The sequence below is a fragment of the Halomonas organivorans genome (genome assembly GCF_014192055.1).
GTDB classification, from domain to species: domain Bacteria; phylum Pseudomonadota; class Gammaproteobacteria; order Pseudomonadales; family Halomonadaceae; genus Halomonas; species Halomonas organivorans.
The window spans coordinates 79,542-102,719 of sequence record NZ_JACHXM010000001.1; the positions used below are offsets into that span (position 1 = coordinate 79,542).

The window sequence follows — 23,178 nt, forward strand, 5'->3', positions numbered from 1 at the left end:
TCAGCCCCCCGTCGCCGCGACGTGATCCCAGAACGGGTTGGCGAAGATCAGGATCATCGACACCACGAAACAGTAGATGGCGGTGGACTCGATCATCGCCAGCCCCACGAACAGGGTGCGGGTCAGGGTGGCGGCCTCGTCGGGCTGCTGGGCGATGGCCATGAGCGCCTGGGCCACCGCCCGCCCCTCGGCCAATGCCGGCCCGATGCAGCCGATCGAGATGGTCAAACCGGCGGTGACCACCGACACCATGCCGATGAGGGTGAGGCTATCCATGATCGTTTCCTCCGTCGGTGGGCCGGCGGCCACGGCGGCTCGCCCGCTGCGCGGACGCGGCGGAGGCGATGTACACCATGGCCAGCACGGCGAAGATATAGGCCTGGATCATGCCGGTCAGCAGCCCCAGCAGCTGCATGAGCACGGGAAAGACGTAGGGCGTGAGGCTGAGCAGGATCGCCACGATCAGCGTGCCGCTCATGATGTTGCCGTACAGGCGCACCGCCAGCGCGACGGTGCGTGACAGCTCGCCGATGACGTTGAACGGCAGCATCAGCCAGCTGGGCGTGAGGTAGTGACGCAGGTAGGCCACCGGCCCCTCCCGAGCGATGCCGTACAGTGGCACCGCCACGAACACGCAGATCGCCAGCGCCGTGGTCGTCGACAGCGAGCCCATCGGCGAGGTGAAGCCGGGCACCACCTCGAGCAGGTTGGAGACGGCAATGAACAGGAACAGCGTGCCCACGAACGGCCGGTAGCGTCCCGGTTCCTGGTGGCTGACCTGGCGGATCTGGTCGTCGATGCCGGTGACCAGGACCTCCAGCAGATGCTGCCAGCGCGACAGTGAAGGCCCCTCGGACAGGCGCCGCGTCAGCCACCAGGCGCCCAGGGTCAGCAGCCCCATCACCAGCCAGGTGTCGACCAGGGTGGCGGTGAGCGCCGCATCGCCCCAGCGCCAGATCACCTCGCTGTCGGGCCCCAGGGTCATGGCCGCGTCTCTCCGGCCGCCACCCGCGGGCCCAGTCGCCGGGCCAGCGCCCAGCGGGCCAGGGCAAAGCCCAGCACCCCGACCAGGCCCGCCGAGGCGCCGCCACGGCTCACCAGCCACAGCAGCCCGCCCAGCGCCAACGCGAAACGCAGCGCCGCGCTGGCCAGCAGCCAGATGCCCGGATGGCGAGCCACTGCCAGGCGCCGTACCGTCAGCCACAGACCGGCGAAGAACATCAGCCCAAGCCCCGCTCCAGCCAACAGGGCGCCCGCCAGCAGCGGCCAGTCCAGTGCGGTCAACGCTTCAGTCGTCATAATGAGACTCCTGTCGGACCCAGTACCAGGCGTTGAGGCAACCCAACGCCACGCCGATGAACAGGAAGGTCAGCGTCCAGGACGCCGCGCCCTCGGTGCGACGATCCAGCCAGGCACCCAGGGCGATGCCTGCCAGGGTGGGAATCGCCACCGACCAGCCCACCAGGCCGAACATGCCCAGCCCGAACCAGGCCGCCCGATGGCCGCGGGCCCGGGCGCGGCGCTTGCGCTCGGCGTGCCGGCCCACTTCGTGGCCGAGCCGGCTGCCCTCGTGCGGGCGCCGGCGGGGTCCAGGCGGCTCAGCCATGGCGGGATTCCTGCAACTGGCGGAAGCGGCGCAGGGTGCCCGCCTCGAGGCGAGCCAGGGTGGAGCGGGTCCGTCGCGCCTGGTCGTCGAGGGCCAGGAATCGCGCCTCGACCAGCGCCTGCAGCGCCCCGAGGTCCTCGCCGCGCACCCCGTTTGGGGTCGAGACCCGCACCGTCTGGCCGCATTTCACCAGCAGGCCACGATCCACGGCCAGGCAGCGTTCACGGTCGGCGGCGTCGTGAAACAGCAGCACCCCCGGCACCAGCGCGGCCACGAAGTCCAGGTGGCGCGGCAGCAGGCAGAAGGCGCCATCCTCCGCCACGGCGAGGACCCGCCGCGCCGGTTCGTCGACCAGCACCTCGGTGGGCAGCAGCACCTGCAGCCGCATGCTGCCGTCAGGCGCCAGCGCGCTCGCCATGGGCGGCCTCCTTCGCGGCATCCCTCGCCTCGTCGACTCTTGCCTCATCAACCGGGCCAATCATGTACAGGGCCTGTTCGGGCCGGTCGCTGAACTCATCGGCGAGAATTCGCTCGCAGCCCTCCAGGGTCGCGCCCAGCGCCACCCGGCGGCCGCCCTTGCCGGTGAACTGCCCGGTGGTGAAGAACGGCTGGGTCAGGAAGCGCTCGAGGCGCCGCGCCCGGCTCACTGTGGCCCGGTCCTCTCGCGACAGCTCCTCGAGCCCCAGCATGGCGATGATGTCCTTGAGGTCCTCGTACTCGGCCAGGATCGCGCGCACGGCCTGGGCCAGCCGATAGTGGCGCTCGCCTACCACCCCCGGGTTGAGCATCTTGGAATCGGTCTGCAGCGGGTCGATGGCCGGATAGAGCCCCTGGCTGGCGCGCTGGCGAGACAGCACGATGGACGCCGAGAGATGGGCGAAGATGTGAGTGGCAGCGGGATCGGTCAGGTCGTCGGCCGGCACGTAGACCGCCTGCACCGAGGTGATGCTGGCGCCCCGCGCGCTGCAGATGCGCTCCTCGAGCTCGGCCAGCTCGCTGGCCAGGGTGGGCTGGTAGCCGACCCGAGAAGGAATGCGGCCCATCAGCCCCGAGACCTCGGTGCCGGACTGCACGAAACGAAAGATGTTGTCGATCAACAGCAGCACGTCGCGTCGCGCCACGTCTCGGAAATACTCGGCGATCGACAGCGCCGCGTGGCCGACCCGGAAGCGCGCTCCCGGGGGCTCGTTCATCTGACCGTAGATCAGCACCGTCTTGTCGAGCACGCCGGAATCGGCCATGGCGCGGTACATGTCCTCGGCCTCACGCAGCCGCTCGCCGATGCCGCAGAACAGGCTGACCCCGGCATACGCCTGGGCCATGTTGTGGATCAGCTCGTTGATCAGCACCGTCTTGCCGACCCCGGCTCCACCGAACATCCCGGCCTTGCCGCCGCGCTCCAGCGGCGCCAGCAGGTCGATGGCCTTGATGCCGGTCTCGAAGATCTCGTCGGCGGTGGCACGCGCGGCAAGCGACGGCGGCGGGCGATGGATCGGCCAGCGCCGCTCGGTCGGCAGCGGCCCCAGGCCATCGATCGGCTCGCCGAAGACGTCGAGCATGCGCCCCAGCAAGGCCTCGCCCACCGGAATCGTCAGCGGACCGCCGGTATCCTCGACCGGCATGCCGCGCCCCAGCCGACGCGTCGGCTGCAGGGCGATGCAGCGCACCGTGCCGGGATCGACATGCGCCTGGACTTCCAGCACCACCCCAGGCGGCGCCCCCGCGCGCAATTGGCGACCGCGCGGCGGCAGGCCAGCGGCGAAGCGCACGTCGACCACGTTGCCACGCACGGCCGTCACCTCACCCGCCGGCTCGACGAGTCCCTGGCTCATTCTCTGATCGGCCCTCATGTATCGCCCGGTCTTCAGTGTATGCCAGGCTTGCCCGCCCAATGCGGGGACAGATCAAGAAAACGGTGCACACCGGGAGGAGCCACTAGCGGGCCGAGCGTCAGCCGATGCGGGCGTCGCGCGCCTCGACCAGGAAGACCTTGAAGGCCTGCCAAAGGAGGCTGCGGTAGCGCTCGGGATGCCATACCAGCGAGAAGGTGCGGCGCAGGGTCAGCTCGCTGTCGAGTGCCACCAGCTCGCCGCGCTCGAGCTCGCCGGCCACGCCGAGCGCCGACAGGCAGCCCAGCCCGAGGCCGGCGAGCACTGCCTGCTTGATCGCTTCATGCTGGCCGAGCGCCATGCGTACTCGGGGTGACACGCCGCGCCGGCGCATGGCCTGTTCGAAGACCTCGCGGGTGCCCGAACCGGGCTCGCGCAGGATCCAGGCGGCCGCGGCCAGGGCGTGATCGTCGAGCCGTTCGCGGCTCGCCAGCGGATGCCCCGGAGCGGCCACCACCACCAGGCGATCCTCGCACCAGGGCTCGCTGACCAGGGCCGGCTCCCGACACTCGCCCTCGATCAACCCCAGGTCGGCTTCCAGGCGCAGCACGTCGCCGATCACCTCATGAGTGTTGCGTAGCCGCAGGCGCAGATCCGTGCGGGGATGCGCCTCGCTGAAACGCCCCACCAGGTCGGGCAGCAGGTAGGTGCCCACGGTGGCGCTGGCCGACACGCCGAGCACCCCATGCAGCTCGCCTTCCGGCTCGCGCGCGGCGGCGACGAAAGCGGCCATGCCGTCGAGCAGTGCCTCGGCGCGCGGCAGCAGGCTGCGCCCCAGGTCGTTGAGTACCAGCCGGCGGCCGGGGCGCTCGAACAACGCCACGCCAAGCTGGCGCTCCAGGTCGGAAAGCGCCTGGCTGGTGGCCGATTGGGACAGCGACAGCTCCTCCGCGGCGGCGCTCACGGTACCGAGTCGTGCCACGGCGGCGAAGACCTGAAGCTGGCGGAAGCTGACCTGGGGCGTCATATCGGTTTTTCCGAAGAGAGGTTTCGTTATTAGCTGATAACCATATGAGCTATCAGTGCCTAGCATGACGATAACGCACCGCGCTCACAACACCCGCCCCTCACACCGTCCGGAGCCCGATCTCATGTGGCAAGGCCTATTGATCTGTACCCTGCTGACCATCGCCGGCACCGGCCTCGCCCGGCTGCCGATACTCGCCGAGGCCAGCGTGAGCCCGCTGGTCCTTGCCCTACTGCTGGGCATCGTGGCCGGCAATGTGCCGCTTTCCCGGCGCCTGTCTCGACGCCTGACACTGGCCGGGCCGGGGTTGGCCTTCGCCACCCGCCGACTGCTGCGCGGCGGCATCGTACTGTTCGGCCTGTCGCTCACGCTCCAGCAGGTGGTCGGACTGGGGCCGAAGGTGCTGCTGCTGGATGCGCTGGTCATCACCAGCGTGCTGTGCGCCGGCTACCTGATCGGCACCCGCCTGCTGGGACTGGATCGCGACACGGCGCTGCTGACCAGCGCCGGCAGCGCCATCTGCGGCGCCGCGGCGGTATTGGCGACCGAGTCGACCATCCGCTCGCGCCCCGCGGCCACGTCCATGGCCGTGGCCACGGTGGTGCTGTTCGGTTCGCTGGCGATGCTGGTCTACCCGCTGCTGTATCCGCTGATAGGCATGGATGAGGGCCTGTTCGGCGTCTATATCGGTGCCACCGTCCACGAGGTCGCCCAGGTGGTGGCCGCCGGCGAGGCGGTGGGCCCGGACGCCCTGGCCAATGCGGTGATCGTCAAGCTGGTGCGGGTGATGCTGCTGGTGCCCTTCCTGCTGATCGTCGGCCAGTGGTGGCTGCGTCATCGAGCGGAGCCCATCGACGCCGATGGCGGCGAACCGGCCAGGCTGGTGATTCCCTGGTTCGCCTTCGGCTTCCTTGCCATGGTGGCATTCAACAGCCTGGTCGCCCTGCCCGCCCCGCTCCATTCAGCACTGGTACAGCTCGGCCAGCTGTCGTTGACCATGGCCATGGCAGCGCTGGGCTTCGAGACACGCCTCGAGAAACTGCGCGCCCTGGGGCTGCGCCCCTTCTTGCTGGCGCTGATCCTGTTCGGGCTGCTGGTGGGCGGCGGCGGGGTGGCCAGTTGGCTGCTGATGGGTTGAAGGGTTAAGAAGGAAGAAGGAAGAGCCAAGAGACAGGCCTGAGGAAGTCGACGTGAGGAGACAGGCGAAGGCCGCGCCCGGGGGCGCGGCCTTTTTCATCTCAGCCGATGAGGCGACGCCTCACTCGAAGCTGAAGCTCGGCGCCGGGGCATCGGGCAGCAGGGCTGCGCAGGCACGGACCTTGTCCAGCAGCGCCTCATGGGTCGGTGCCACCAGGTTGACGTGGGCCAGCTTGCGACCGGGGCGCTCGCTCTTGTCGTAGCGATGCAGGTGGGCGTCCTCGATCTCCAGCAGCTTCGCCGCCTCACCCTCGCGGCCGATGACGTTGACCATGCAGGTCGGTGCGCGAGCCGCGGTGCTGCCCAGCGGCAGGCCCTGAATGGCGCGCAGATGGTTCTCGAACTGGCTGGTCACCGCGCCGTCCTGGGTCCAGTGCCCGGAGTTGTGCACCCTGGGGGCCATCTCGTTGGCCAGCAGGGCACCGTCGCGGGTCTGGAACAGCTCCAGGGTCAGCACGCCCACGTAGTCGAGCTCGTCGAGCAGCGCCCGGATGTAGTCGTCGGCGGTCTGCTGGACGGCATCGTCCAGGTCCGGCATCGGCGCCACCGAATAGCGCAGGATGCCGTCGACGTGGACGTTCTCGGCCATCGGGTAGAAGACCACCTCGCCGTCGCGACCGCGCACGGCGATGATCGACACCTCGCGCACGAAGTCGACGAAGGCCTCGACGATCAGCCTCGGATGGTTGATCGAGCGCCACGCCTCGGCCGCGTCGGCCGGGTCCTTGATCACCGCCTGGCCCTTGCCGTCGTAGCCCTCGGTGACCGACTTCGCGACCACCGGCGCCCCCAGTTCGCGCACCGCGGCCTCCAGCGCCTCGGCGCTGTCCACCAGGCGATAGGCCGGGGTGGGAATGCCCAGGCGGTCGAACAGCGCCTTCTCCTCGGCGCGATGCTGGCACACCCGAATCGCCTCGCTGGAGGGATGCACGGGCTTGCGCTCTTCGATCGCCTGGACCAGCGAGACCGGCAGGTGCTCGAACTCGTAGGTGACCAGGTCGACCTTGTCGAGAAAGCTCTCGAGGTGCTTCTGATCGGTGTCCACCATCACATCACCGATCCCCGCGCTGGGGTGGCCGGTGGTGTCGAGAAAGGTGAAACGGTTGGCCAGCGGATAGCCCGCCAGGGCCAGCATCCGGCCCAGTTGGCCGGCTCCCAGTACGCCGATGTTCATCGTGGTTGCCTCGCTCGTCGCTCTCGGTCAGGGGGTAGGCCGCGGGTCGGGATTGTCCAGCACCGTCTGGGTCTGCTCGGCGCGGAAGGCCTCCACGGCCTCGCGTACCGTGTCGTCCTGCAGCCCGACGATCTGGGCGGCCAGCAGGCCGGCATTGGTCGCCCCGGCCTTGCCGATGGCCAGGGTACCCACGGCGATGCCGCCCGGCATCTGCACGATCGACAGCAGCGAATCCAGCCCCTTGAGGGACTTGGACTCCACCGGCACGCCAAGCACCGGCAGCGCCGTCTGGGAGGCCACCATGCCGGGCAGGTGGGCGGCACCGCCGGCACCGGCGATGATCACCGAGAGGCCGCGCTCGGCGGCGGACTTGGCATAGTCGAACAACAGGTCCGGGGTGCGATGGGCCGAGACGACGCGGGTCTCGCAGGGCACCCCGAGGCGTTCGAGCATGGCGACCGCATGCTCCATGACCGGCCAGTCGGACTTCGACCCCATGATCACGCCGACCCGCGGCGACTCTTTCGGTGCTGGCATCCTGGGCTCCTCGAAAACGGCAATGGCGCCGCCGCACGGCCGTCGCCGCGGGCAGGTGATGAAAGTGGAAGCCCGCTATTCTAGCAGAGCCGCGCCGCGCCTACCTCTCCTCCCCGCACGGAAACCAGCGCGCGCGGGGAGGCTCGGGGCTCGGCGTCGTCCGCAGATACGTCGCCGTCGGGCGACAGCGGGTTTCAACCTTCCTGCAGATTACCTTGGTAGGGTCATAGTCAAAGCGGTCGACAGGACGCGGCCGCTCAGCCCCACACGGACAACGTGCAGAAGGAGACCGACCATGAAGCGTCATCTTTTCATCGTGGCAGCCCTGACCGGCACCCTGGCGCTGGCCGGCTGCGACAAGGCCGACGACACCGAACAGGATGCCCAGGCCGAGACCACCCAGACCGAACAGAGCGCCCAGGGCGAGCAGACTGCCCAGAGCGAACAGACTGACCAGAGCGATACGAACCAGGACACGCAGCAGGCCAGCAAGACCCTCGACGGCGTCCTGGAATTCGCCGCCACCGACACCCCGCTGCCGGACGACGCCCAGGTCGTGGTTAGCCTGCGCGACGAGGCCCTGGCGGATGCCCCGGCCACCATCATCACCGAGACCAACGTGGACGCGTCGGGCAACGGCCCGGTCGAGTTCAGCCTCGACTATCCGACCGATCAGGTGGATCCCGGTCATGCCCACGCCCTGCACGCCGAGGTCTTCGACGGTGACGGCAACCTGCGCTGGAACAGCCCCGAGCGCCATCCGGTCGAGGTCGGCCCGGAAGCCGAGCAGGCACCGATCACCCTGACCCTGGAGCCGGTGGCCACCGAGGCCATGGCCGGCGAGCCGCTGGAAGAGACCGGTGAGGCACTGGACGAAGCGGGCGACGCCGTCGCCAACACCGCCGGGGAGGCCGTCGAGGCGACCGAACAGGCCGCCGGCGACGCCGCAGAGGCTACCCAGGAAACCGCCGAGGACGCCGCCGAAGCCACCCAACAGGCCGCCGAGGAGACCGCGGAAGAGCTGGACGAAGTGACCCAGGACGACACTCAGTCCACCCAGTAACCCCGCGCTCGATACGACGCGGCCCCGCCCGGAGCTCCGGGCGGGGCCGCGTGTCGTCAGGGGGAAGCTCCGCTTCAGCCGGCCGCCGCCTCGCGACGGCTGGCCAGCCAGTTGCCCCCTAGCGCCAGGGCCATCACCACGGCCCCGGCGACCTCGGCGATCAGGCTCGGATAGAAGACGCCGACGATGGCCGGCAGCAGCACCAGCCGGATCGGCGCCGACATGCGCGTGAACAGGTAGCCCTCCAGGGCCGCCGCGAACGCTCCCAGCGCCAGGAAGGCGGTCAGCGTCGTCCAGGCCAGCAGCGGCAGCGGGCCGCCCATGATGATCTCCGGATTGAAGACCATGAACAGCGGGATCAGGTAGAGGCCCTTGGCGAATTTCCAGGCCTGGAAGCCGGTGTCCATCGGCTTGGCCCCGGCGATCGCCGCTCCGGCGAAGCCGGCCAGCGCAATGGGCGGAGTGACGTTGGAATCCTGGGAGTACCAGAACACCACCAGGTGGGCGATCAGCAGCGGCACGCCGAACTCCGAGGTCAGCGCCGGCCCCACCAGCACGATCAGCACGATATAGCTGGCGGTCACCGGCAGCCCCATCCCCAGCACCAGGCTGGCCAGCAGCACCATGATCAGCGCCAGCAGCAGGTTGCCGCCGGAGAATGCCATCATCATGGCCGAGAACTTGAGCCCCAGGCCGGTCAGCCCCACCACCCCGACGATGATCCCGGCCACGGCACAGGCCATGGACACCGCCACGGCATTGCGGGCCCCGAGCTCCAGGCCCTCGATCACCTTGAGCGCGCCTTTTTTCAGCGCCTGGGTCAACGCCGCGCCGGTGACCGGCTGGCCCCGTTTCGGGGCGACGAACAAGAACCATACCGCGAAGCGCAGCGCCGCCACCGCCAGCATGGTGAGGATGGCGTAGTAGCCCACCCGCATCGGCGACATGTTCATCACCAGCAGCCACACCAGCACCGCCAGCGGCAGCAGGAAGTGCCAGCCGGCGCCCATCACGTCACGCATCTGGGGCAGCTCGCTTCTCGCCATGCCCTGCATGCCCTGCTTGAGTGCGATGATGTGCACGAACAGGTAGACAGTGCCGAAATACATGATCGCCGGCAGGATGCTGACCTTGACCACGTCCAGGTAGGGCATCCGCGTGTACTCGGCGATCAGGAAGGCGCCGGCGCCCATCAGCGGTGGCATGATCTGGCCGCCGGTGGAGGCCGCCGCCTCGATGCCCCCGGCCTGGTGGGGCTTGTAGCCCAGGCGCTTCATCAGCGGGATGGTGAAGGCGCCGGTAGTCACCACGTTGGCGATGGCGCTGCCGGAGATCGAGCCCATGCCGGCAGAAGCGATGACGGCGGCCTTGGCCGGTCCACCGCGCTGGCGCCCGGTGGCGGCGTAGGCCAGGTCGATGAAGAACTTGCCGGCGCCGGTGATCTCCAGGAAGGCGCCGAACAGCACGAAGATGAAGATGTAGGTGGCAGCCACCCCCATCGGCAGCCCGAAGATGCCCTCCTGGCCCAGGTAGAGCTGGCCGACCAGTCGGTCCAGTCCGTAGCCGCGGTGCTCGAGAATGCCGGGCAGCCACTCCCCAAGCCACGGCAGCTCGCCGCGCGGCCCGGCGAAGGCATAGAGGATTGCCAGCACGCCGATGATCGTCATGCCGAGCCCCACCGCGCGGCGGCTGGCCTCGAGCACGGTGATGGTGGCGATGATGCCGACGGTGATGTCGGTCTGGCTCCAGAAGCCGGCGCGGTTGATGATCTCATCAAGGTACAGCGCCATGTAGCCGCCGGTGATCACCGCCCCGGCGAAGAACGCCAGGTCGATCACGCCGCCGACCGCCCCCCGCTTGTGGCGGGGGCCGAATACCGGAAACATCAGGAAGGCCAGCATCATGACCAGCGCCAGGTGGATGCTGCGCTGGTAGAACAGCCCCAGCGGCTGGATGCCGGCCGAATACAGCTGGAACAGCGACAGCGCCACGGCCACCAGACTGATCAGCCACAGCACCGGGCGCGAGTGCGGCGCCTGGCTGCCGGGGACGATGGGGGAAGTGCCCTCTTCGCTCATTGGCGTCTCTCTCGAAGCTACGGTGTCGTATCAGGGATCCGCGATGTCCTGCCCCCGAGGTTCGGGGGCCAGCGCCTCCAGCGCCAACGTCACGCGCTGGTTGGCGGCCCGCTCGCTGAGGCTGACCACCACCGGCGGCTCGGCGGCCATGGCGACCAGGCCATCGGCGTAGCCCTCACCGGCGCTGCAGTCGCGGGCGTCGTCCAGCAACGTCGCCAGACTCGTCCCGTCCCGACGGCTGACCAGACGGTGGTCGACGCGCATCGCCCCGACCCGCAGCCGGTAAGCGTCACCGGGCACCGGCTCGTCGAGAGCCTCGATCCAGTAACCGCCCTGGCCGTCCGAGACCTGGCGACCGCGCCCCGGAATATGATCGAGGCCGGCGGCGAAGTCCGGCAGGTGGCTGCGCTGGAGCACCATGTGGCCTTCGACGTTGCGATAGCAGTCGTGGACGGTGAAGCCCTCCACCGAGTGGTTCCAGGCCAGACACCAGCCGTCGCCTTGCGGCATCGGCAGGCGCACCAGCAGCTGCCCTTCGGCGTCGCGCACGCGCAGTTCATGGCTGGGACAGTCGGCCAGCGCCGGCGGCACCATCGACAGCGCCCCGAGCACCAGGGCCAACCACGACAAGGGGGCGAGCCAGCCGGCTCGCCCCTTGGTCATCGGTGACATGTCGACGGCCCTCAGGGACGCTGACGATCGGCGATCTCGGCGCCGACTTCCTCGTAGTAGCGCAGCGCGCCGGGATGAAAGGCGATCGGCGTGGACTCGACGCTGAACTCGACGGTGGTGTCGTTGGCCGCCGGGTGGATGGCGATCAGTTGATCGGTATGTTCGAACAGCGTCTTGGTGATCTGGTAGGCCAGCTCCTCGTCCATCTCGCTGCTCACCGCCAGCACGTTGGGAATGCCGATGGTCTGCACCGGTTCTTCCATGCCCTCGTAGAGGCCTGACTTGAGCTGGTAGGCGGCGAAGACCGGCTCCTCGGCCTTGGCGTTGGCGACCTCCTCGTCGGAGAGGCCGATCAGACGGATGTCGCGAGTGGTGGCCAGGTTCATGATCGAGCTGGTGGGCGGCCCCACGCTCCAGAAGCCGGCATCGATGTCGCCGTCGCGGATGGCGTCAGCGGTCTCGTTGAAGTTGAGGCGACGCGCATCGATGTCATCATAGGTGATACCGTTGGCCTCCAGCAGGGTGCTGGCGTTGATCTCGGTGCCGCTGCCCGGCGCCCCTACCGACACGATCTTGCCCTTCAGGTCCGACAGCGATTCGATGCCGGAATCCGCCATGGTGACGATCTGCACGGCGTTGGGATAGATCGACGCCAGGGCGCGGATGTTCTCGAGCTTGCGACCCTCGAAGTCACCGGTGCCGTTGTAGGCCTGGTAGACGGTATCGGCCAGGGCCAGCGCCAGGTCGGAGTCACCGCGCCAGATCAGCCCCATGTTCTCCACCGAGGCGCCGGTGACCTCGGCTACGGCGTCGTATCCCTCGACGTGCTCGTTGATCAGCTCGGCCAGGCCGCCGCCGTAGGGATAGTAGGTGCCGCCGGTCCCCCCCGTGGCGATGGACAGCTGCTGCTGGGCCAGGGCCGCGGGGGCCACGACCAGCAGGGTGGCCGCCAGGGCCGTCTTGAGTGCGCGCATGAAGAATCCTCCCTCGCGAATATCGCTGAGCTTGTTGTCCTTGTGGGGCGGTGGGGCCCGGTCAACCACCGAGCGCCAACGCATGCAAAAACGCTAGCAGGCCCCGGGCAAAGCGACCAGACCACCAATGTCGATACGCGCTACTACTTTAGATAATACCGAATCATCGAGAGCATATTGTCCTGACGAGTTGAAAAGCGGCCGGAAGCCCTTGTCCGCGTGGGCCACAGGCCGCCTTTCCCGTTGTCCCTGTTCGTCTTCCACAGACGTTTCGCCCCCGTCTACCCCTCCCTCGCCGTTTTCTTTCAACGCGAACTCACTCACCGACCTGCTCCTTCACCTTGGCAACGATGTGCGCGCCGATGGGCAACGCCGAGGTGGCGGCCGGCGACGGCGCATTGCCGACGTTGACCGTGCGCGGAGTGTTGACGAACAGGAAGTCGTCGACCAACTTGCCGTCCCGCGATACCGCCTGGGCCCGCACCCCGGCCGGATAGGCCTCCAGATCGTCGAGGGTCAGGCTCGGGCAATACTTGCGCACCAGCTCCAGATAGCCGCGCTTGTGCAGCGAGTTCTTCATCTCCTTGATTCCCGGGCGCAGGTGCTTGCCCAGCACCCGGAGAATGCCCGGGTTGGTGAACATCTGCGCCAGGTCTCGGGGCGACACGTCACGCCGGCGATAGCCCTCACGCTTGAAGGCCAGCACGGCGTTGGGGCCCACGGTGACCGAGCCGTCGATCATGCGCGTCAGGTGCACGCCGAGAAACGGCATCGAGGGATCCGGGATCGGATAAATCAGGTGATTGACGATGGCGTTGTGGCGCTCGGGCAGCCGGTAGTACTCGCCGCGGAAGGGACAGATGGTGAATCCGGGATCCTGGCCCAGCATGCGCACCACCCGGTCGGCCATCAGCCCCGAACAGCTCACCAGATAGCGGCCGGTAAACTCGCCGGCCCCGGTGGTCACCACCACCTCGCGGCGCCGTTCCTCGAGCCCCGTCACCTCGGCGCCGTAGCGAATCTCGCCGCCCAGGCGCTCGAACTCGGCGGCCATGGCGCGGGTCACCGCACGGTAGTCGACGATACCGCTCGACGGCACGAAGATGCCGCCGACCCCGGTGATGTTGGGCTCGCGTTCCCGCAGGGCGCCCGCGTCCAGCCACTCGCGCGTGAGGCCGTTGGCCTCGGTGCGATCCCACAGCGCCTGCATGCGCTGCATCTCCAGGTCGTTGGTGGCCACCAGCAGTTTGCCGCAGCTGTCGTAGGGTATGTCGTGGACATCGCAGAAGGCCTTGGTGGCCCGGTTGCCTTCCAGGCAGAAGCGAGCCTTGAGACTGCCCGGGGTGTAGTAGACCCCGGCGTGGATCACCCCGCTGTTATGGCCGGTCTGGTGGCGCGCCGCCTCGCGCTCCTTCTCCACCACCAGCATCCGGCGATCCGGATAGGCCTGCTTGAGCTGCATGGCGGTGGACATGCCCAGGATGCCCCCGCCGATGATGATGAAATCGTACATGCCGTCCTCTTGTGCCAATGCGACGGCCACGCCGCGATGGCGGCGTGGCCTGGTCAGGGTACCCCTACGCCGGGCGCATTGCTCCCCGGCGCCCTCTTCTCAGCGCTGGCGCAGGGTGCTGGCATGGGTGAAGTAGCCCCGCTGGCGCATCAGCTCGCGGCGCAGCTCGGGGTGCGGTGTGAAGCGATCCCGACCGTGCAGCCAGAAGTGGTTGTTGATCAGCAGGAAGCTGCCCACCGGGTTGGGCACCGAGAGGATCGCCGGGCTGTTCTCCAGGGACTCGGAGAGATCGCTCAGCCAGTTGCCCTCCTCGAAGTCCTTGGGCTGCACGAACTGGTCGATGTAGGACATGATCGGCCGACCCTCGGTGTCCACGTCGAACACCGCATGGTAGACGTCCTTGGCGACGTTCTTGCTTGGCGGCGCGGTCCAGCGCATCTCGCGGCGCGCCAGCGGATGACGGTAGAAGCGCTCCAGGTCCGCCCAGTCGTCCAGGTGCAGCAGCAGGGAGTTGCCGCCCTGCATGTGCTGCTCGTCGATCTTCATCATCAGCACGTAGTCGGTGTCCTGCTCGACGAAGGTGCCGTCGTTGTGCAGCTCCATCACTCGGTGGGGCTGGCGCAGGTAGCTGTCCGACTCGTCGACGTTCTTGACCACGAAACGCGCATAGTACTGGCCGCTCATGGCGTCGTAGTTGGAGCGGCCCATCAGGTGCGCCACGGCGGTGGCGAACTTGACCATCTCCTCGGCCTGCTCGACGCCGTCGAGGCCCTCGGGCACCACCTGGAGCCCACCCGTACCACGATCCACCAGGGTATTGATCAGCACCGGCTTCAGGGTATTGCCGCACAGCTCGTCGAGGATCTTCGCCACCCGGAAGCGCAGCATCGACTTGTACTCCAGCGCCTGCACCGGCCAGTCGGCCACGGCAGCGAGGAAGGCCTCGACCACCTCGCGGGAGAAGGTCATCTGCAGCAGCCGCGGCGACTGCGTCGACGGCGTCAGGCTGAAGCCCTGGAGGTCGGCGGGCAGCGGCATGGCGATGTCGGGAATCCGGGTCAGCACGGTCATCTGGGGTCTCCATGGTCTCGAGCGTTGATGAATTAAAAATATCTACATTTTTTAAAATCGTCAATATATCTACGTTTCATCTTTCCCCTGCCTTCCTCACACCGCAGACTGACCAACAAAAACCCCGGCCTGTGAGAGGCCGGGGTCGAATCCATCGGGGCAGCAGGAGCCGTCAACGCCCTTGGTAGGGATCGGCACCGTCCAGCTCGCGCTGCATCATGGTGTCGCTGTAGGCCACGCCGTAGCGGGCCCGCGACCAGGCATAAAGCGCCAGCCCCAGTATCATCCAGCCGCCGAACAGCGACCATTCCAGCGGCGACAGCGCGGACGGGCTGCCGGGCAGGTAGAGGCCGATCAGCGCCAGCGAGAGGATCACCGACAGCGCGCCCACCGTCTTGCCGCGGCGCACGCGGAAGGGGCGCGGCATGTCCGGCTCGCGGCGACGCAGCAGCACGAAGGACAGCGACACGAACAGGTAGGCGACGACGATGCCCAGACCGCCGGCGACCACCAGCCAGACCAGCGCCGGTCGACCGAGCAAGGGTGCGGCGGCAGACAGCAGCCCCATCACCAGGATGGCGTTGGTGGGCGTGCGGTGCTTGGGATGCAGCCGGGCGAGGAAGGCCGGCAGCATGCCGGAATGTGCCAGGGCATAGATGGCCCGGGAGCCGCCAATGTAGAAGGCGTTCCAGCTGGTGATGATGCCGGCGATGCCGGCCAGGATCATCAGGTTGCCCGCCCAGGGCGCCTGGAAGACCGCCTGCATGGCATCGGGCACCGCCAACGAGCTCTCGGCCAGCGCCGCCGGGTCCAGCATCAGCGCCGTGCCGAGGATGATGAAAGCGTACCAGAACACTGCCAGGATCACCGAGATCATCAGCACCCGGCCGATCTCCCTGAACGGCAGATCGATCTCCTCGGCGGCCTGGGGAATCACGTCGAAGCCGACGAACATGAAGGGCACCATGATGATCACCGTCATGATGCCGCCGACCACGCCCTGCTCGACGTTGAACAGCGGCTCCAGGGTGGCGGCGCTGCCCTCGAACAGGGCGCCGGTGATGAACATCACCCCCACCGCCAGGATCAGCAGGGTCACCACCTTCTGCACCAGGGCCGCGGTGCGCACGCCGAGGTAGTTGATCCAGGTCATCACCAGCGAACCGGCCACGCCGACCGCCACCCAGGTGGCCTTCACGTCCCAGCCGGCGATGGTCCACAACTGTCCCACCGCATAGTCGGGAAACAGGTGCTCGACCACCGTGGGCAGCGCCACGGCTTCGAAGGCGACTACGCTGACGTAGCCCAGGGTGATCGCCCAGGTACACAGGAAGGAAGCGAAGTGCCCCATGGCACGGTAGCTGTAGACGTGCTCGCCGCCGACCTGGGGCATGGCCGAGGCGAGTTCGGCGTAGGTCAGGCCCACCAGCACGATCACCGCCCCGCCGAGCAAGAAGGCAGTAATGGCGCCCAGGCTGCCCGCCGACTGGATCCAGCTACCGGTCAGCACGATCCATCCCCAGCCGATCATCGCGCCGAAGGCCAGGGCCAGCACGTCCTTGCGCGCGAGCACTCGCGTCAGCTGTGTCGTTTGCGTCGGGTCGTTGTTCATGTACCTCTCCCATTTAGACGATTTTTTGTATTAATTAATATTTTTTTCAAAATCATCGACAAAATAACCACTCCCCCTTGCGGTCACAAGTCGTCAGTCATCGAGATGCATGCAACTTTGGTCGCAGCACATCGCTCGCCGACGCGGCCGGATCAGGCATGACGGGCGGCCCCATGGCCACCTTGCCACGGGGCGATCGCAAGGACATTTCGGGGCTGGCGAAACCCGAAAAAAGCCTTCATGCTGTAGCGGTCGATTCTGTCCTCTGGAGCATCATGAGCACGGCAAGCCCCACCACCCGCGCGGATCGCGTAGAACCTCCGCCAAGGTGCCCTGACCTCGACGTCAGGGATCTCGAACAACGCACGCGCCTGATGCGCATCATCACCCGGCTGATCGCCGTATCGGATCTCGGCAATCGCGAGATCGCCCGCCGAGCGGGACTGCCCATGCAGAAGATCAGCGACCTCCTCGCCGGGCGGCTGGAGCAGCTCACCCTCGACGAGCTCCAGACACTGCGCCGGACCATCGACCACGAACTCACTCCGCCCTAGCCGCCCGCGCGACTCGGGCAAGGGCCGGTCACCGCCGGCCCACCCCGCCTCATGGATTCGAGACACTAGGGAGACTCCCGATGCGACACCTCGTGACCGGCCTGCTGCTGGCCGCCTCGCTGCCCGTCCTGGCCGACGGCAAGGCCACCCTGGAGAGCCATTCCGCCCAGGGCGGCGCCACCATGGAAGTCAGTTGGGCGGGTGACGACCTGCGCATGGACTTTCCCCAGCAGGCCCAGGCGGGCTTCATGCTGCTCAAGGACGGCAAGGGCTACATGGTCAGCCAAATGCAAGGCCAGACCATGGTCATGGACCTTGCCAAACTCAGGGAAATGGCCGAAGGCATGGGCGGCGACAAGGCTGCGGCCGGGCTCACCGACGAGCAGGCCAGCTCGGTCGATGCCCTGGAGGCGACCGGCGAGCAGGAGACCATCGCCGGCCTCGAGGGCGACGTCTATCGCCTGCAGTGGACCGACAAGGCCGGCAACGCCCACGACGATACCCTGGTGCTGAGCGACGATCCCCAGGTTCGCGAGCTGATGGCGGTATTTCATGCCTACCAGCAGAGCATGACAGGCGAGTCGGATCCCATCGCCACGGAGTTGGAAGAGCGGGAGCTCGGCATGCTGCGCTTCAGCGACCGCTTCCAGATCGCCGAACTGTCCGACGAGACGCCGCAAGCCGATATCTTCGAACTGCCCGAGGACGCCATGACCTTCGAGGACATGATGCGCTCTGCCGTGCCGGAATGAGGTCGTCCCACTGACGGGAGCCTCTGCCCCGGACCCGACCGAGCGCGTCGGGTCCGGGGGCCCTTCACTACCTTCCCGAACCGGCGCTGTGACATAATCCGAGGGCTATCCCCTCTTCACCCCAGTCAGACTCGACGCCATGGACGCCCATCCGCTCTCCCGGGCCAATACCCTGCCGGGGAATCTGCTGCGCCGCTGCCATCAGATCAGCGTGGCGATCTTCCTGCGCAAGTGCGAGGTCTTCCAGCTCACCCAGCTGCAGTATGTGATGCTGTCTGCCCTGGAAGAGCTGGGCCCGCTGGATCAGGTCACCCTGGGCCGCCAGACGGCGCTGGACCGCAACACCGTGGCGGGGGTAGTGCGCAAGCTGGAGAACCGCGGCCTGGTTTCGCGGCGACGCAACCCCGAGGACCGCCGCGCCATGCGGGTCACCATCACCGAGGCCGGCCGCGAACTGCGCGCCCGGGTGGCGCCCCTGGTCGAGGAGGTGCAGGAGGAAATCCTCGCGCCCCTGCCCCCCGACGATCGGAAAACGCTGGGGCGGCTGCTCAAGCGCATCGCCGACGAGCACAACCACCGGAGCCAAGTGCCCATCGTCCAGGCACACTGACCCTCTCTTCACCGCTCTCCCGTCCGCCTTACGGCAGCGCGAAGGCCGACTCGAACAGGTAGGGCTCGTCGAAATGGCGTCGCCCCACGAACACCGTGGCGTGGGTGCCCCACTGGCGCATGGCGCCGGGGCTGCGGATTCCCGCCGGCCACAGGATGAAACGCTCGCGACGTGCCGACGCCGACACGATGCCCTCGGGCCCGTAGAGGCTGCGCCGTCCCCCGTCCGGCAGCGCCAGGGAACGCTGGCCGAAACGCGGCGGCTCGCGGGCCAGGGTCAGCGCATACGTCGCCTGCGATGGCTGCGATGCTCTCGCCGATTCGATCCCGACCAGATAATGGCTGACCGCCGCCAGGCGCAACCTCAGACGCTCGCCTTCTCCCCTGGAGGGTGCCGACATCGGCGTCAGCGGCGCCTCACGCAGGTCGTGGTCTGCCGCCACCGGCACTCGACGCAGCGGCGGCACCGGAAAGAACAGGTGATAGCAGCCGCAGGCATGGATGCTGTCATAGATCAGCGGCCGGCCGTCCTCGCCCAGGGTCACCCGCCAGACCACCCCGTCCAGACGCCCACCGAGGATGTCGAAGTTTCCCTGTCGAGTACGCGCCGGGAACCACAGCGTGTAGACCAGCTGCGGCAGCACGACGCCATGGAAGCGCGTATGAGCCAACCGCACGTCCACCTCCGGCCGCGTGGTGTCCACGCCCGGCCGCGGGCCCGCCGCGCCGCGCCGCCATACGGGCGTGCCCGGGCGGTCGTCATGGCTGCGGGTCTCGATGGCGAAGGCCGGGGCATGGTAGGCCGCCAGGCGTCGCAGGTGGGCATCATCCAGTGCCAGCATCCCCAGCGGGCTGCGCGGCGCCTCGCGCACCAGCCGAGCGGCCGAGGCGACGTCCAGCCCCTCGTTCGCCAACGGCTCGGGCGCATAGCGACGCACCTCGGCGCTCGCCGGGAAGGGCCGACCGAACGTCGCCAGATACTCTTCCCGCCAGCGTGTATAGCCCCAGGCCAGCCCCAGCCGGGTCAACGGATAAAGCCCCAGCGCCCGCCAGCTATCGACGTAGTGGTCGGGCATCTCGATCGCCTCGTGAAGCGCCCTGCGCGCCGGGCGATCCTCCGGGCCGCGCAGCTCCCCATCCAGCAGTTCTTTGCCCTGCAGTTCTTTGCCCAGCAGGCGCTCGGCACAGGCATTGGCGGCCACGGCCGGGGCATCGCCGAAGCGTTGGGTCAGGCGGTGTCGGATGTCGGCGGGCAGGTTGGCCGCCTCGATGCGACGCGCCTCGGCGTCCAGGCCACGCAGCCGCGCCAGCCAGTCGGCATGGCGCGGCGTCTCGGAAGAATCGTGCAGCTCGTCGGCGAAGCTCGCCAACAGCCGGTCGGTGCGCAGGTAGGGAAAGCCCTCGATGCGGGCCGCCCCGGCATCGCCGACGCCGGCCTCGGCCACGGCGGCGTCGAAGGCGGCGAGACGGGCGCGACACTGTCGCTGGTCCGGCGTCGGATCGGCCCGCCAGGCCGGAGTCACGGCGCAGCCGGCGAGCCAGGCGACGCCGACCAGCGCCGCCAGCCACCGCCAGCGGGTCACGGCGACTACACCGGGCGGTCGGTCACCGCGCCTTCGGAGGCCGGCCCGACCGTGCGGGCGTACTTGGCCAGCACCCCGCGGGTATAGCGCGGCGCCGGCCGTTGCCAGGCCGCGCGCCTACGCTCCAGTTCGGCGGCCTCCAGCGCCACCTCGAGGGTATCCGCCTCTGCGTCGATGGTGATGGTGTCGCCGTCTTCCACCAGCGCCAGCGGACCGCCGTCGAAGGCCTCGGGGGTGACGTGGCCGACCACGAAGCCGTGGCTGCCGCCCGAGAACCGGCCATCGGTGATCAGCGCCACCTCGCTGCCGAGTCCGCGGCCCATGATCGCCGAGGTCGGAGTCAGCATCTCGCGCATGCCGGGCCCGCCCCGCGGCCCTTCGTAGCGGATCACCACCACGTCGCCGGCCACCACGCTGCCGTCGTTGATGCGCGCCTGGGCCTCTTCCTCGGAGCCGAACACCCGCGCCGTGCCGGAGAAGCGGGTGCCCTCCTTGCCGGTGATCTTGGCCACCGCCCCGGCAGGAGCCAGGTTGCCGTAGAGGATACGCAGGTGGCTCTGGGCCTTCAGCGGCGCCTCGAGCGGGGCGATGATGTCCTGGCCGTCCGGATAAGGCGCGACGTCGGCCAGGTTCTCGGCGAGCGTCCGACCGGTCACGGTCAGGCAGTCGCCGTGCAGCAGCCCGGCGTCGAGCAGGGTCTTCATCAGCGGCCGGATGCCGCCGATCTCCACCAGCTCGCTCATCATGTACTGGCCGCTTGGCCGCAGGTCGGCCAGCACCGGGACCCGACGGCCGATCGTGGTGAAGTCATCGAGGGTGATCGACACGCCGATGGCGTCGGCCATGGCGATCAGGTGCAGCACCGCATTGGTCGAGCCGCCCAGCGCGATGACCACGGTGATGGCGTTCTCGAACGCCTCACGGGTCATGATGTCGACGGGCTTGATATCGCGCTCGAGGAGCGCCAGCACCGCGGCGCCGGCGGCGCGGCAGTCGTCGCGCTTCTCCTGCGACACGGCGTTCTGCGCCGAGCTGCCCGGCAGGCTCATGCCCAGCGCCTCGATCGCCGAGGCCATGGTGTTGGCGGTGTACATCCCGCCGCAGGCGCCGGGGCCGGGAATCGCCGTTTCCTCGATCTGCTTGAGCTCGATGCGGTCGAGATCGCCGCGGGAGTGGGCGCCCATGGCCTCGAACACCGAGACGATATCGGTGTGCCCTGCCCCGGGCAGGATGGTGCCGCCATAGACGAAGACGCTGGGGCGGTTCAACCGCGCCAGGCCGATCAGGCAGCCGGGCATGTTCTTGTCGCAGCCACCGATGGCCACCAGGCCGTCGAAGCCCTCGCAGCCCGCTACCGTCTCGATGGAATCGGCGATCACCTCCCGCGACACCAGCGAGTACTTCATGCCCTCGGTACCGTTGGCGATGCCGTCGGAGATGGTGATGGTGTTGAAGACCACCCCCTTGCCCCCCGCACCATCGGCGCCGTCGCTGGCCTGCTCGGCCAGCTCGCCGATGTGGCTGTTGCAGGGGGTGACCCGGCTCCAGGTGGAGGCGATGCCCACCTGGGGCTTGGTGAAGTCGGCGTCCTCGAAGCCCACCGCACGCAGCATGGCGCGGCTGGCCGACTTGCCGACGCCGTCCACCACCGGGGCGGAATGGCGTCGGCGCGGGTCCTGGGGCGTGTCGCTCATGACGCGGTCTCCTCTCGGCTCGATTCAGGGGGAACCTTCAGAGGGTGGCCGCCAAGGCCCACGCTGGCAACCGTTCAGGTGGCGCGCGCCACCGCTGCGGGGCGCCACCAGGCCACCACCAGGGCCGCCAGGCTGGAGGCCGCCAGCGCCCCGAGGAAGGGCGGCAGGGTCGGCACGCCGCCGGGGAAGCTCGCCGCCAGCAGGCCGTGGATCAGGCTGCCGGAAACGATCCAGCCCGGCAGCACGGCACCGGCCATGCCGGCCAGCCCGCCGGCCAGGGCCGCGGCGGCCCCCATCCGCGCCCACAGGCCGAGCAGCACCGGCACGACGATGGCGGCGCACAGCAGATCGGCGATCAGGAACAGCCGCAGCACCGAGAGCCCCTGCAGGGCGATTGCCACCACCGGCACCATCAGCGCCACGGTGACCCAACGGGCCGCGCCCAGCGACAGGCCACGCCGGCCGCTGCCGGCCACCACCAGCGAAGCGATGCCGTTCTGCAGAGTATCGACGCTGGAGGCCACCAGGGTCACCGCCAGCACCAGAGCCGGCAGGGCCAGCCAGCCCGGCGCCTCGGCGAGTAGCGCGAAGAACGGGATCGGCGGCTCGCCAAGCGACACCCCGGCCATGGCGGCCAACATGCCAAGACCGCCGACCACCGCTACCACCAGCACGGTGGTCACGCCGCCCAGCCAGGCGCCGCGGCCCAGGGCACGCTCGTCCCGCGCCGCCCAGACCCGCTGCCAGTAGCCCTGGTGGAAGAGGTTGGCCGCGGTCACCGCGATCACCAGCGTCAGCGCCACGGAGAGAGCGTCACCGGCAGGGATCGACGGCAGCGAGGCGTCGACGGGCAGCGCAGGCAACCGGGCGAGCGCCACGCCGCCCACCACCAGCAGCAGGGCCAGCAGCAGCCAGGCCTGCCAGCGGTCGGTGGCAAGGCTAGCCCGCAGGCCACCCACCGCGGTGTAGAGCAGGGTCGCCACCGCCACCCCGATCACCACCAGGTTGACCGACACGTCGGACAGCAGGCCGGTGATGGCGCCGATGGCGGTCAGCTCGGCAGCCAGGAAGCAGCCCATGTAGAGCACCGAGACCAACGATACCCAGCGCCGCACGCCGGCGCCGAAACAGGCCTCGGCGTATTCGCCGATGCTGCGGCCCTCGGGCAGCCGGCGGCGGATGGCCGGCCCGAAAGCGCCGAGCACGATGAACGGCAGCGCCGAGCCGATCGCATAGCCGGCCAGACCCAGCGGCCCCACGAAGGCGCCGATCTCGGGCGGAGCAAAGAGGATCCAGGCACCCATGCCGGAGGCCAGGAAGGACAGCCCCAGGGTCGGTGCCGACTGGGAGTTGCGGGCGGTGACGTAGTCGTCGAGGGGGCCATCGGCCCGGCGGGCCCTGAGGCCCAGAACGGTAAAGCACAGCAGCGCCGCGCCGAGCACGGCAGACGTCAGGTAAGGCATGTCGCACTTCCTCCGCCGGTATGAACCGGATCAGGTTCCAGGGTCAGCGACGAACGCTCTCTCAGCCTCGCGCACGGCGAGACTCCCCTGGCGACAGTGAGTGAATTGTGAGGGCGACCCTCAAGCCACGACCGAGACGGCCGATATCGGTATCGCCCGACCAGCATGAC

The 23,178-nt window shown here is 68.6% G+C and carries 23 protein-coding genes and 1 riboswitch; of the genes, 5 read left to right on the plus strand and 18 right to left on the minus strand.

Going from position 1 to position 23,178, the window contains the following annotated elements; genetic code table 11:
* The 7 genes from FHR96_RS00380 to FHR96_RS00410 all read right to left on the minus strand — a co-directional run bounded on the left by FHR96_RS00380 (position 1) and on the right by FHR96_RS00410 (position 4,462).
* Complete coding sequence (locus tag FHR96_RS00380) at positions 1-276, minus strand: F0F1 ATP synthase subunit C (protein ID WP_183385664.1); 276 nt, start codon at positions 274-276, stop codon at positions 1-3.
* Entirely contained in the window at positions 269-985 is a 717-nt protein-coding gene (locus FHR96_RS00385) for a F0F1 ATP synthase subunit A (RefSeq protein ID WP_183385665.1), read from the minus strand. Before FHR96_RS00385 ends, FHR96_RS00380 begins: the two co-directional genes overlap by 8 nt.
* On the minus strand, positions 982-1,299 hold the full coding sequence (locus FHR96_RS00390) for an ATP synthase subunit I (protein ID WP_183385666.1): 318 nt from the start codon (positions 1,297-1,299) through the stop codon (positions 982-984). Before FHR96_RS00390 ends, FHR96_RS00385 begins: the two co-directional genes overlap by 4 nt.
* Positions 1,289-1,606, minus strand: coding sequence for an AtpZ/AtpI family protein (locus tag FHR96_RS00395; RefSeq protein ID WP_183385667.1), 318 nt, complete (start codon positions 1,604-1,606; stop codon positions 1,289-1,291). Before FHR96_RS00395 ends, FHR96_RS00390 begins: the two co-directional genes overlap by 11 nt.
* The gene (locus tag FHR96_RS00400; RefSeq protein ID WP_221195640.1) at positions 1,599-2,024 is read right to left on the minus strand and encodes a F0F1 ATP synthase subunit epsilon; all 426 of its coding nucleotides are present in this window, start codon (positions 2,022-2,024) and stop codon (positions 1,599-1,601) included. Before FHR96_RS00400 ends, FHR96_RS00395 begins: the two co-directional genes overlap by 8 nt.
* On the minus strand, positions 2,002-3,438 hold the full coding sequence (atpD, locus tag FHR96_RS00405) for a F0F1 ATP synthase subunit beta (protein WP_221195641.1): 1,437 nt from the start codon (positions 3,436-3,438) through the stop codon (positions 2,002-2,004). Before atpD ends, FHR96_RS00400 begins: the two co-directional genes overlap by 23 nt.
* A gap of 118 nt (positions 3,439-3,556) precedes the next feature.
* Entirely contained in the window at positions 3,557-4,462 is a 906-nt protein-coding gene (locus FHR96_RS00410) for a LysR substrate-binding domain-containing protein (protein WP_183385669.1), read from the minus strand.
* Positions 4,463-4,586: 124 nt separating this feature from the next.
* Here FHR96_RS00410 and FHR96_RS00415 point away from each other — a divergent pair, with 124 nt between their 5' ends.
* A complete protein-coding gene (locus FHR96_RS00415; RefSeq protein WP_183385670.1) occupies positions 4,587-5,600 on the plus strand; it encodes a YeiH family protein in 1,014 nt (337 codons plus the stop codon).
* 120 nt (positions 5,601-5,720) lie between these two features.
* Here FHR96_RS00415 and FHR96_RS00420 read toward each other — a convergent pair whose 3' ends face one another.
* Both FHR96_RS00420 and purE read right to left on the minus strand, forming a co-directional pair.
* Entirely contained in the window at positions 5,721-6,833 is a 1,113-nt protein-coding gene (locus FHR96_RS00420; RefSeq protein ID WP_183385671.1) for a 5-(carboxyamino)imidazole ribonucleotide synthase, read from the minus strand.
* 27 nt (positions 6,834-6,860) lie between these two features.
* Positions 6,861-7,370: a 5-(carboxyamino)imidazole ribonucleotide mutase gene (gene purE, locus FHR96_RS00425; RefSeq protein WP_183385672.1), complete on the minus strand. Its 510-nt coding sequence runs from the start codon at positions 7,368-7,370 to the stop codon at positions 6,861-6,863.
* A 295-nt stretch (positions 7,371-7,665) separates the two neighbouring features.
* Here purE and FHR96_RS00430 point away from each other — a divergent pair, with 295 nt between their 5' ends.
* On the plus strand, positions 7,666-8,433 hold the full coding sequence (locus FHR96_RS00430; RefSeq protein ID WP_183385673.1) for a YbaY family lipoprotein: 768 nt from the start codon (positions 7,666-7,668) through the stop codon (positions 8,431-8,433).
* Between the two features lie 74 nt (positions 8,434-8,507).
* Here the strand turns inward: FHR96_RS00430 and FHR96_RS00435 are convergent, their stop codons facing one another.
* The 6 genes from FHR96_RS00435 to FHR96_RS00460 all read right to left on the minus strand — a co-directional run bounded on the left by FHR96_RS00435 (position 8,508) and on the right by FHR96_RS00460 (position 16,353).
* Positions 8,508-10,511 carry a TRAP transporter permease gene (locus FHR96_RS00435; RefSeq protein ID WP_183385674.1) on the minus strand — a complete coding sequence of 668 codons (2,004 nt, stop codon included), beginning with the start codon at positions 10,509-10,511 and terminating at the stop codon, positions 8,508-8,510.
* Between the two features lie 30 nt (positions 10,512-10,541).
* The gene (locus tag FHR96_RS00440; protein ID WP_379685273.1) at positions 10,542-11,183 is read right to left on the minus strand and encodes a DUF1850 domain-containing protein; all 642 of its coding nucleotides are present in this window, start codon (positions 11,181-11,183) and stop codon (positions 10,542-10,544) included.
* 11 nt (positions 11,184-11,194) lie between these two features.
* Positions 11,195-12,157, minus strand: a complete 963-nt coding sequence (locus tag FHR96_RS00445; RefSeq protein WP_183385675.1) for a TAXI family TRAP transporter solute-binding subunit — start codon at positions 12,155-12,157, stop codon at positions 11,195-11,197.
* Between the two features lie 316 nt (positions 12,158-12,473).
* Positions 12,474-13,670, minus strand: coding sequence for an L-2-hydroxyglutarate oxidase (lhgO, locus tag FHR96_RS00450; protein WP_183385676.1), 1,197 nt, complete (start codon positions 13,668-13,670; stop codon positions 12,474-12,476).
* Positions 13,671-13,769: 99 nt separating this feature from the next.
* A complete protein-coding gene (gene glaH, locus FHR96_RS00455) occupies positions 13,770-14,741 on the minus strand; it encodes a glutarate dioxygenase GlaH (RefSeq protein WP_183385677.1) in 972 nt (323 codons plus the stop codon).
* Positions 14,742-14,913: 172 nt separating this feature from the next.
* A complete protein-coding gene (locus tag FHR96_RS00460; RefSeq protein WP_183385678.1) occupies positions 14,914-16,353 on the minus strand; it encodes an APC family permease in 1,440 nt (479 codons plus the stop codon).
* A 275-nt stretch (positions 16,354-16,628) separates the two neighbouring features.
* Between FHR96_RS00460 and FHR96_RS00465 the strand changes: the two genes are divergently transcribed.
* The 3 genes from FHR96_RS00465 (at position 16,629) to FHR96_RS00475 (ending at position 18,269) form a co-directional block, all read left to right on the plus strand.
* Positions 16,629-16,907, plus strand: coding sequence for an XRE family transcriptional regulator (locus FHR96_RS00465; protein ID WP_183385679.1), 279 nt, complete (start codon positions 16,629-16,631; stop codon positions 16,905-16,907).
* Positions 16,908-16,987: 80 nt separating this feature from the next.
* Entirely contained in the window at positions 16,988-17,659 is a 672-nt protein-coding gene (locus tag FHR96_RS00470; RefSeq protein WP_183385680.1) for a hypothetical protein, read from the plus strand.
* 139 nt (positions 17,660-17,798) lie between these two features.
* The gene (locus FHR96_RS00475) at positions 17,799-18,269 is read left to right on the plus strand and encodes a MarR family winged helix-turn-helix transcriptional regulator (RefSeq protein WP_183385681.1); all 471 of its coding nucleotides are present in this window, start codon (positions 17,799-17,801) and stop codon (positions 18,267-18,269) included.
* Between the two features lie 28 nt (positions 18,270-18,297).
* On the opposite strand, the gene FHR96_RS00480 is transcribed toward FHR96_RS00475, so the two are convergent.
* From FHR96_RS00480 to FHR96_RS00490, 3 genes are all read right to left on the minus strand, one after another.
* Positions 18,298-19,851: a hypothetical protein gene (locus FHR96_RS00480; protein ID WP_183385682.1), complete on the minus strand. Its 1,554-nt coding sequence runs from the start codon at positions 19,849-19,851 to the stop codon at positions 18,298-18,300.
* A 5-nt stretch (positions 19,852-19,856) separates the two neighbouring features.
* A complete protein-coding gene (gene ilvD / locus FHR96_RS00485) occupies positions 19,857-21,545 on the minus strand; it encodes a dihydroxy-acid dehydratase (protein WP_183385683.1) in 1,689 nt (562 codons plus the stop codon).
* 74 nt (positions 21,546-21,619) lie between these two features.
* A complete protein-coding gene (locus FHR96_RS00490) occupies positions 21,620-23,008 on the minus strand; it encodes a sodium:solute symporter family transporter (protein WP_183385684.1) in 1,389 nt (462 codons plus the stop codon).
* Positions 22,998-23,107: riboswitch (TPP riboswitch) on the minus strand. It overlaps the preceding gene by 11 nt.
* Positions 23,108-23,178 lie beyond the last annotated feature (71 nt).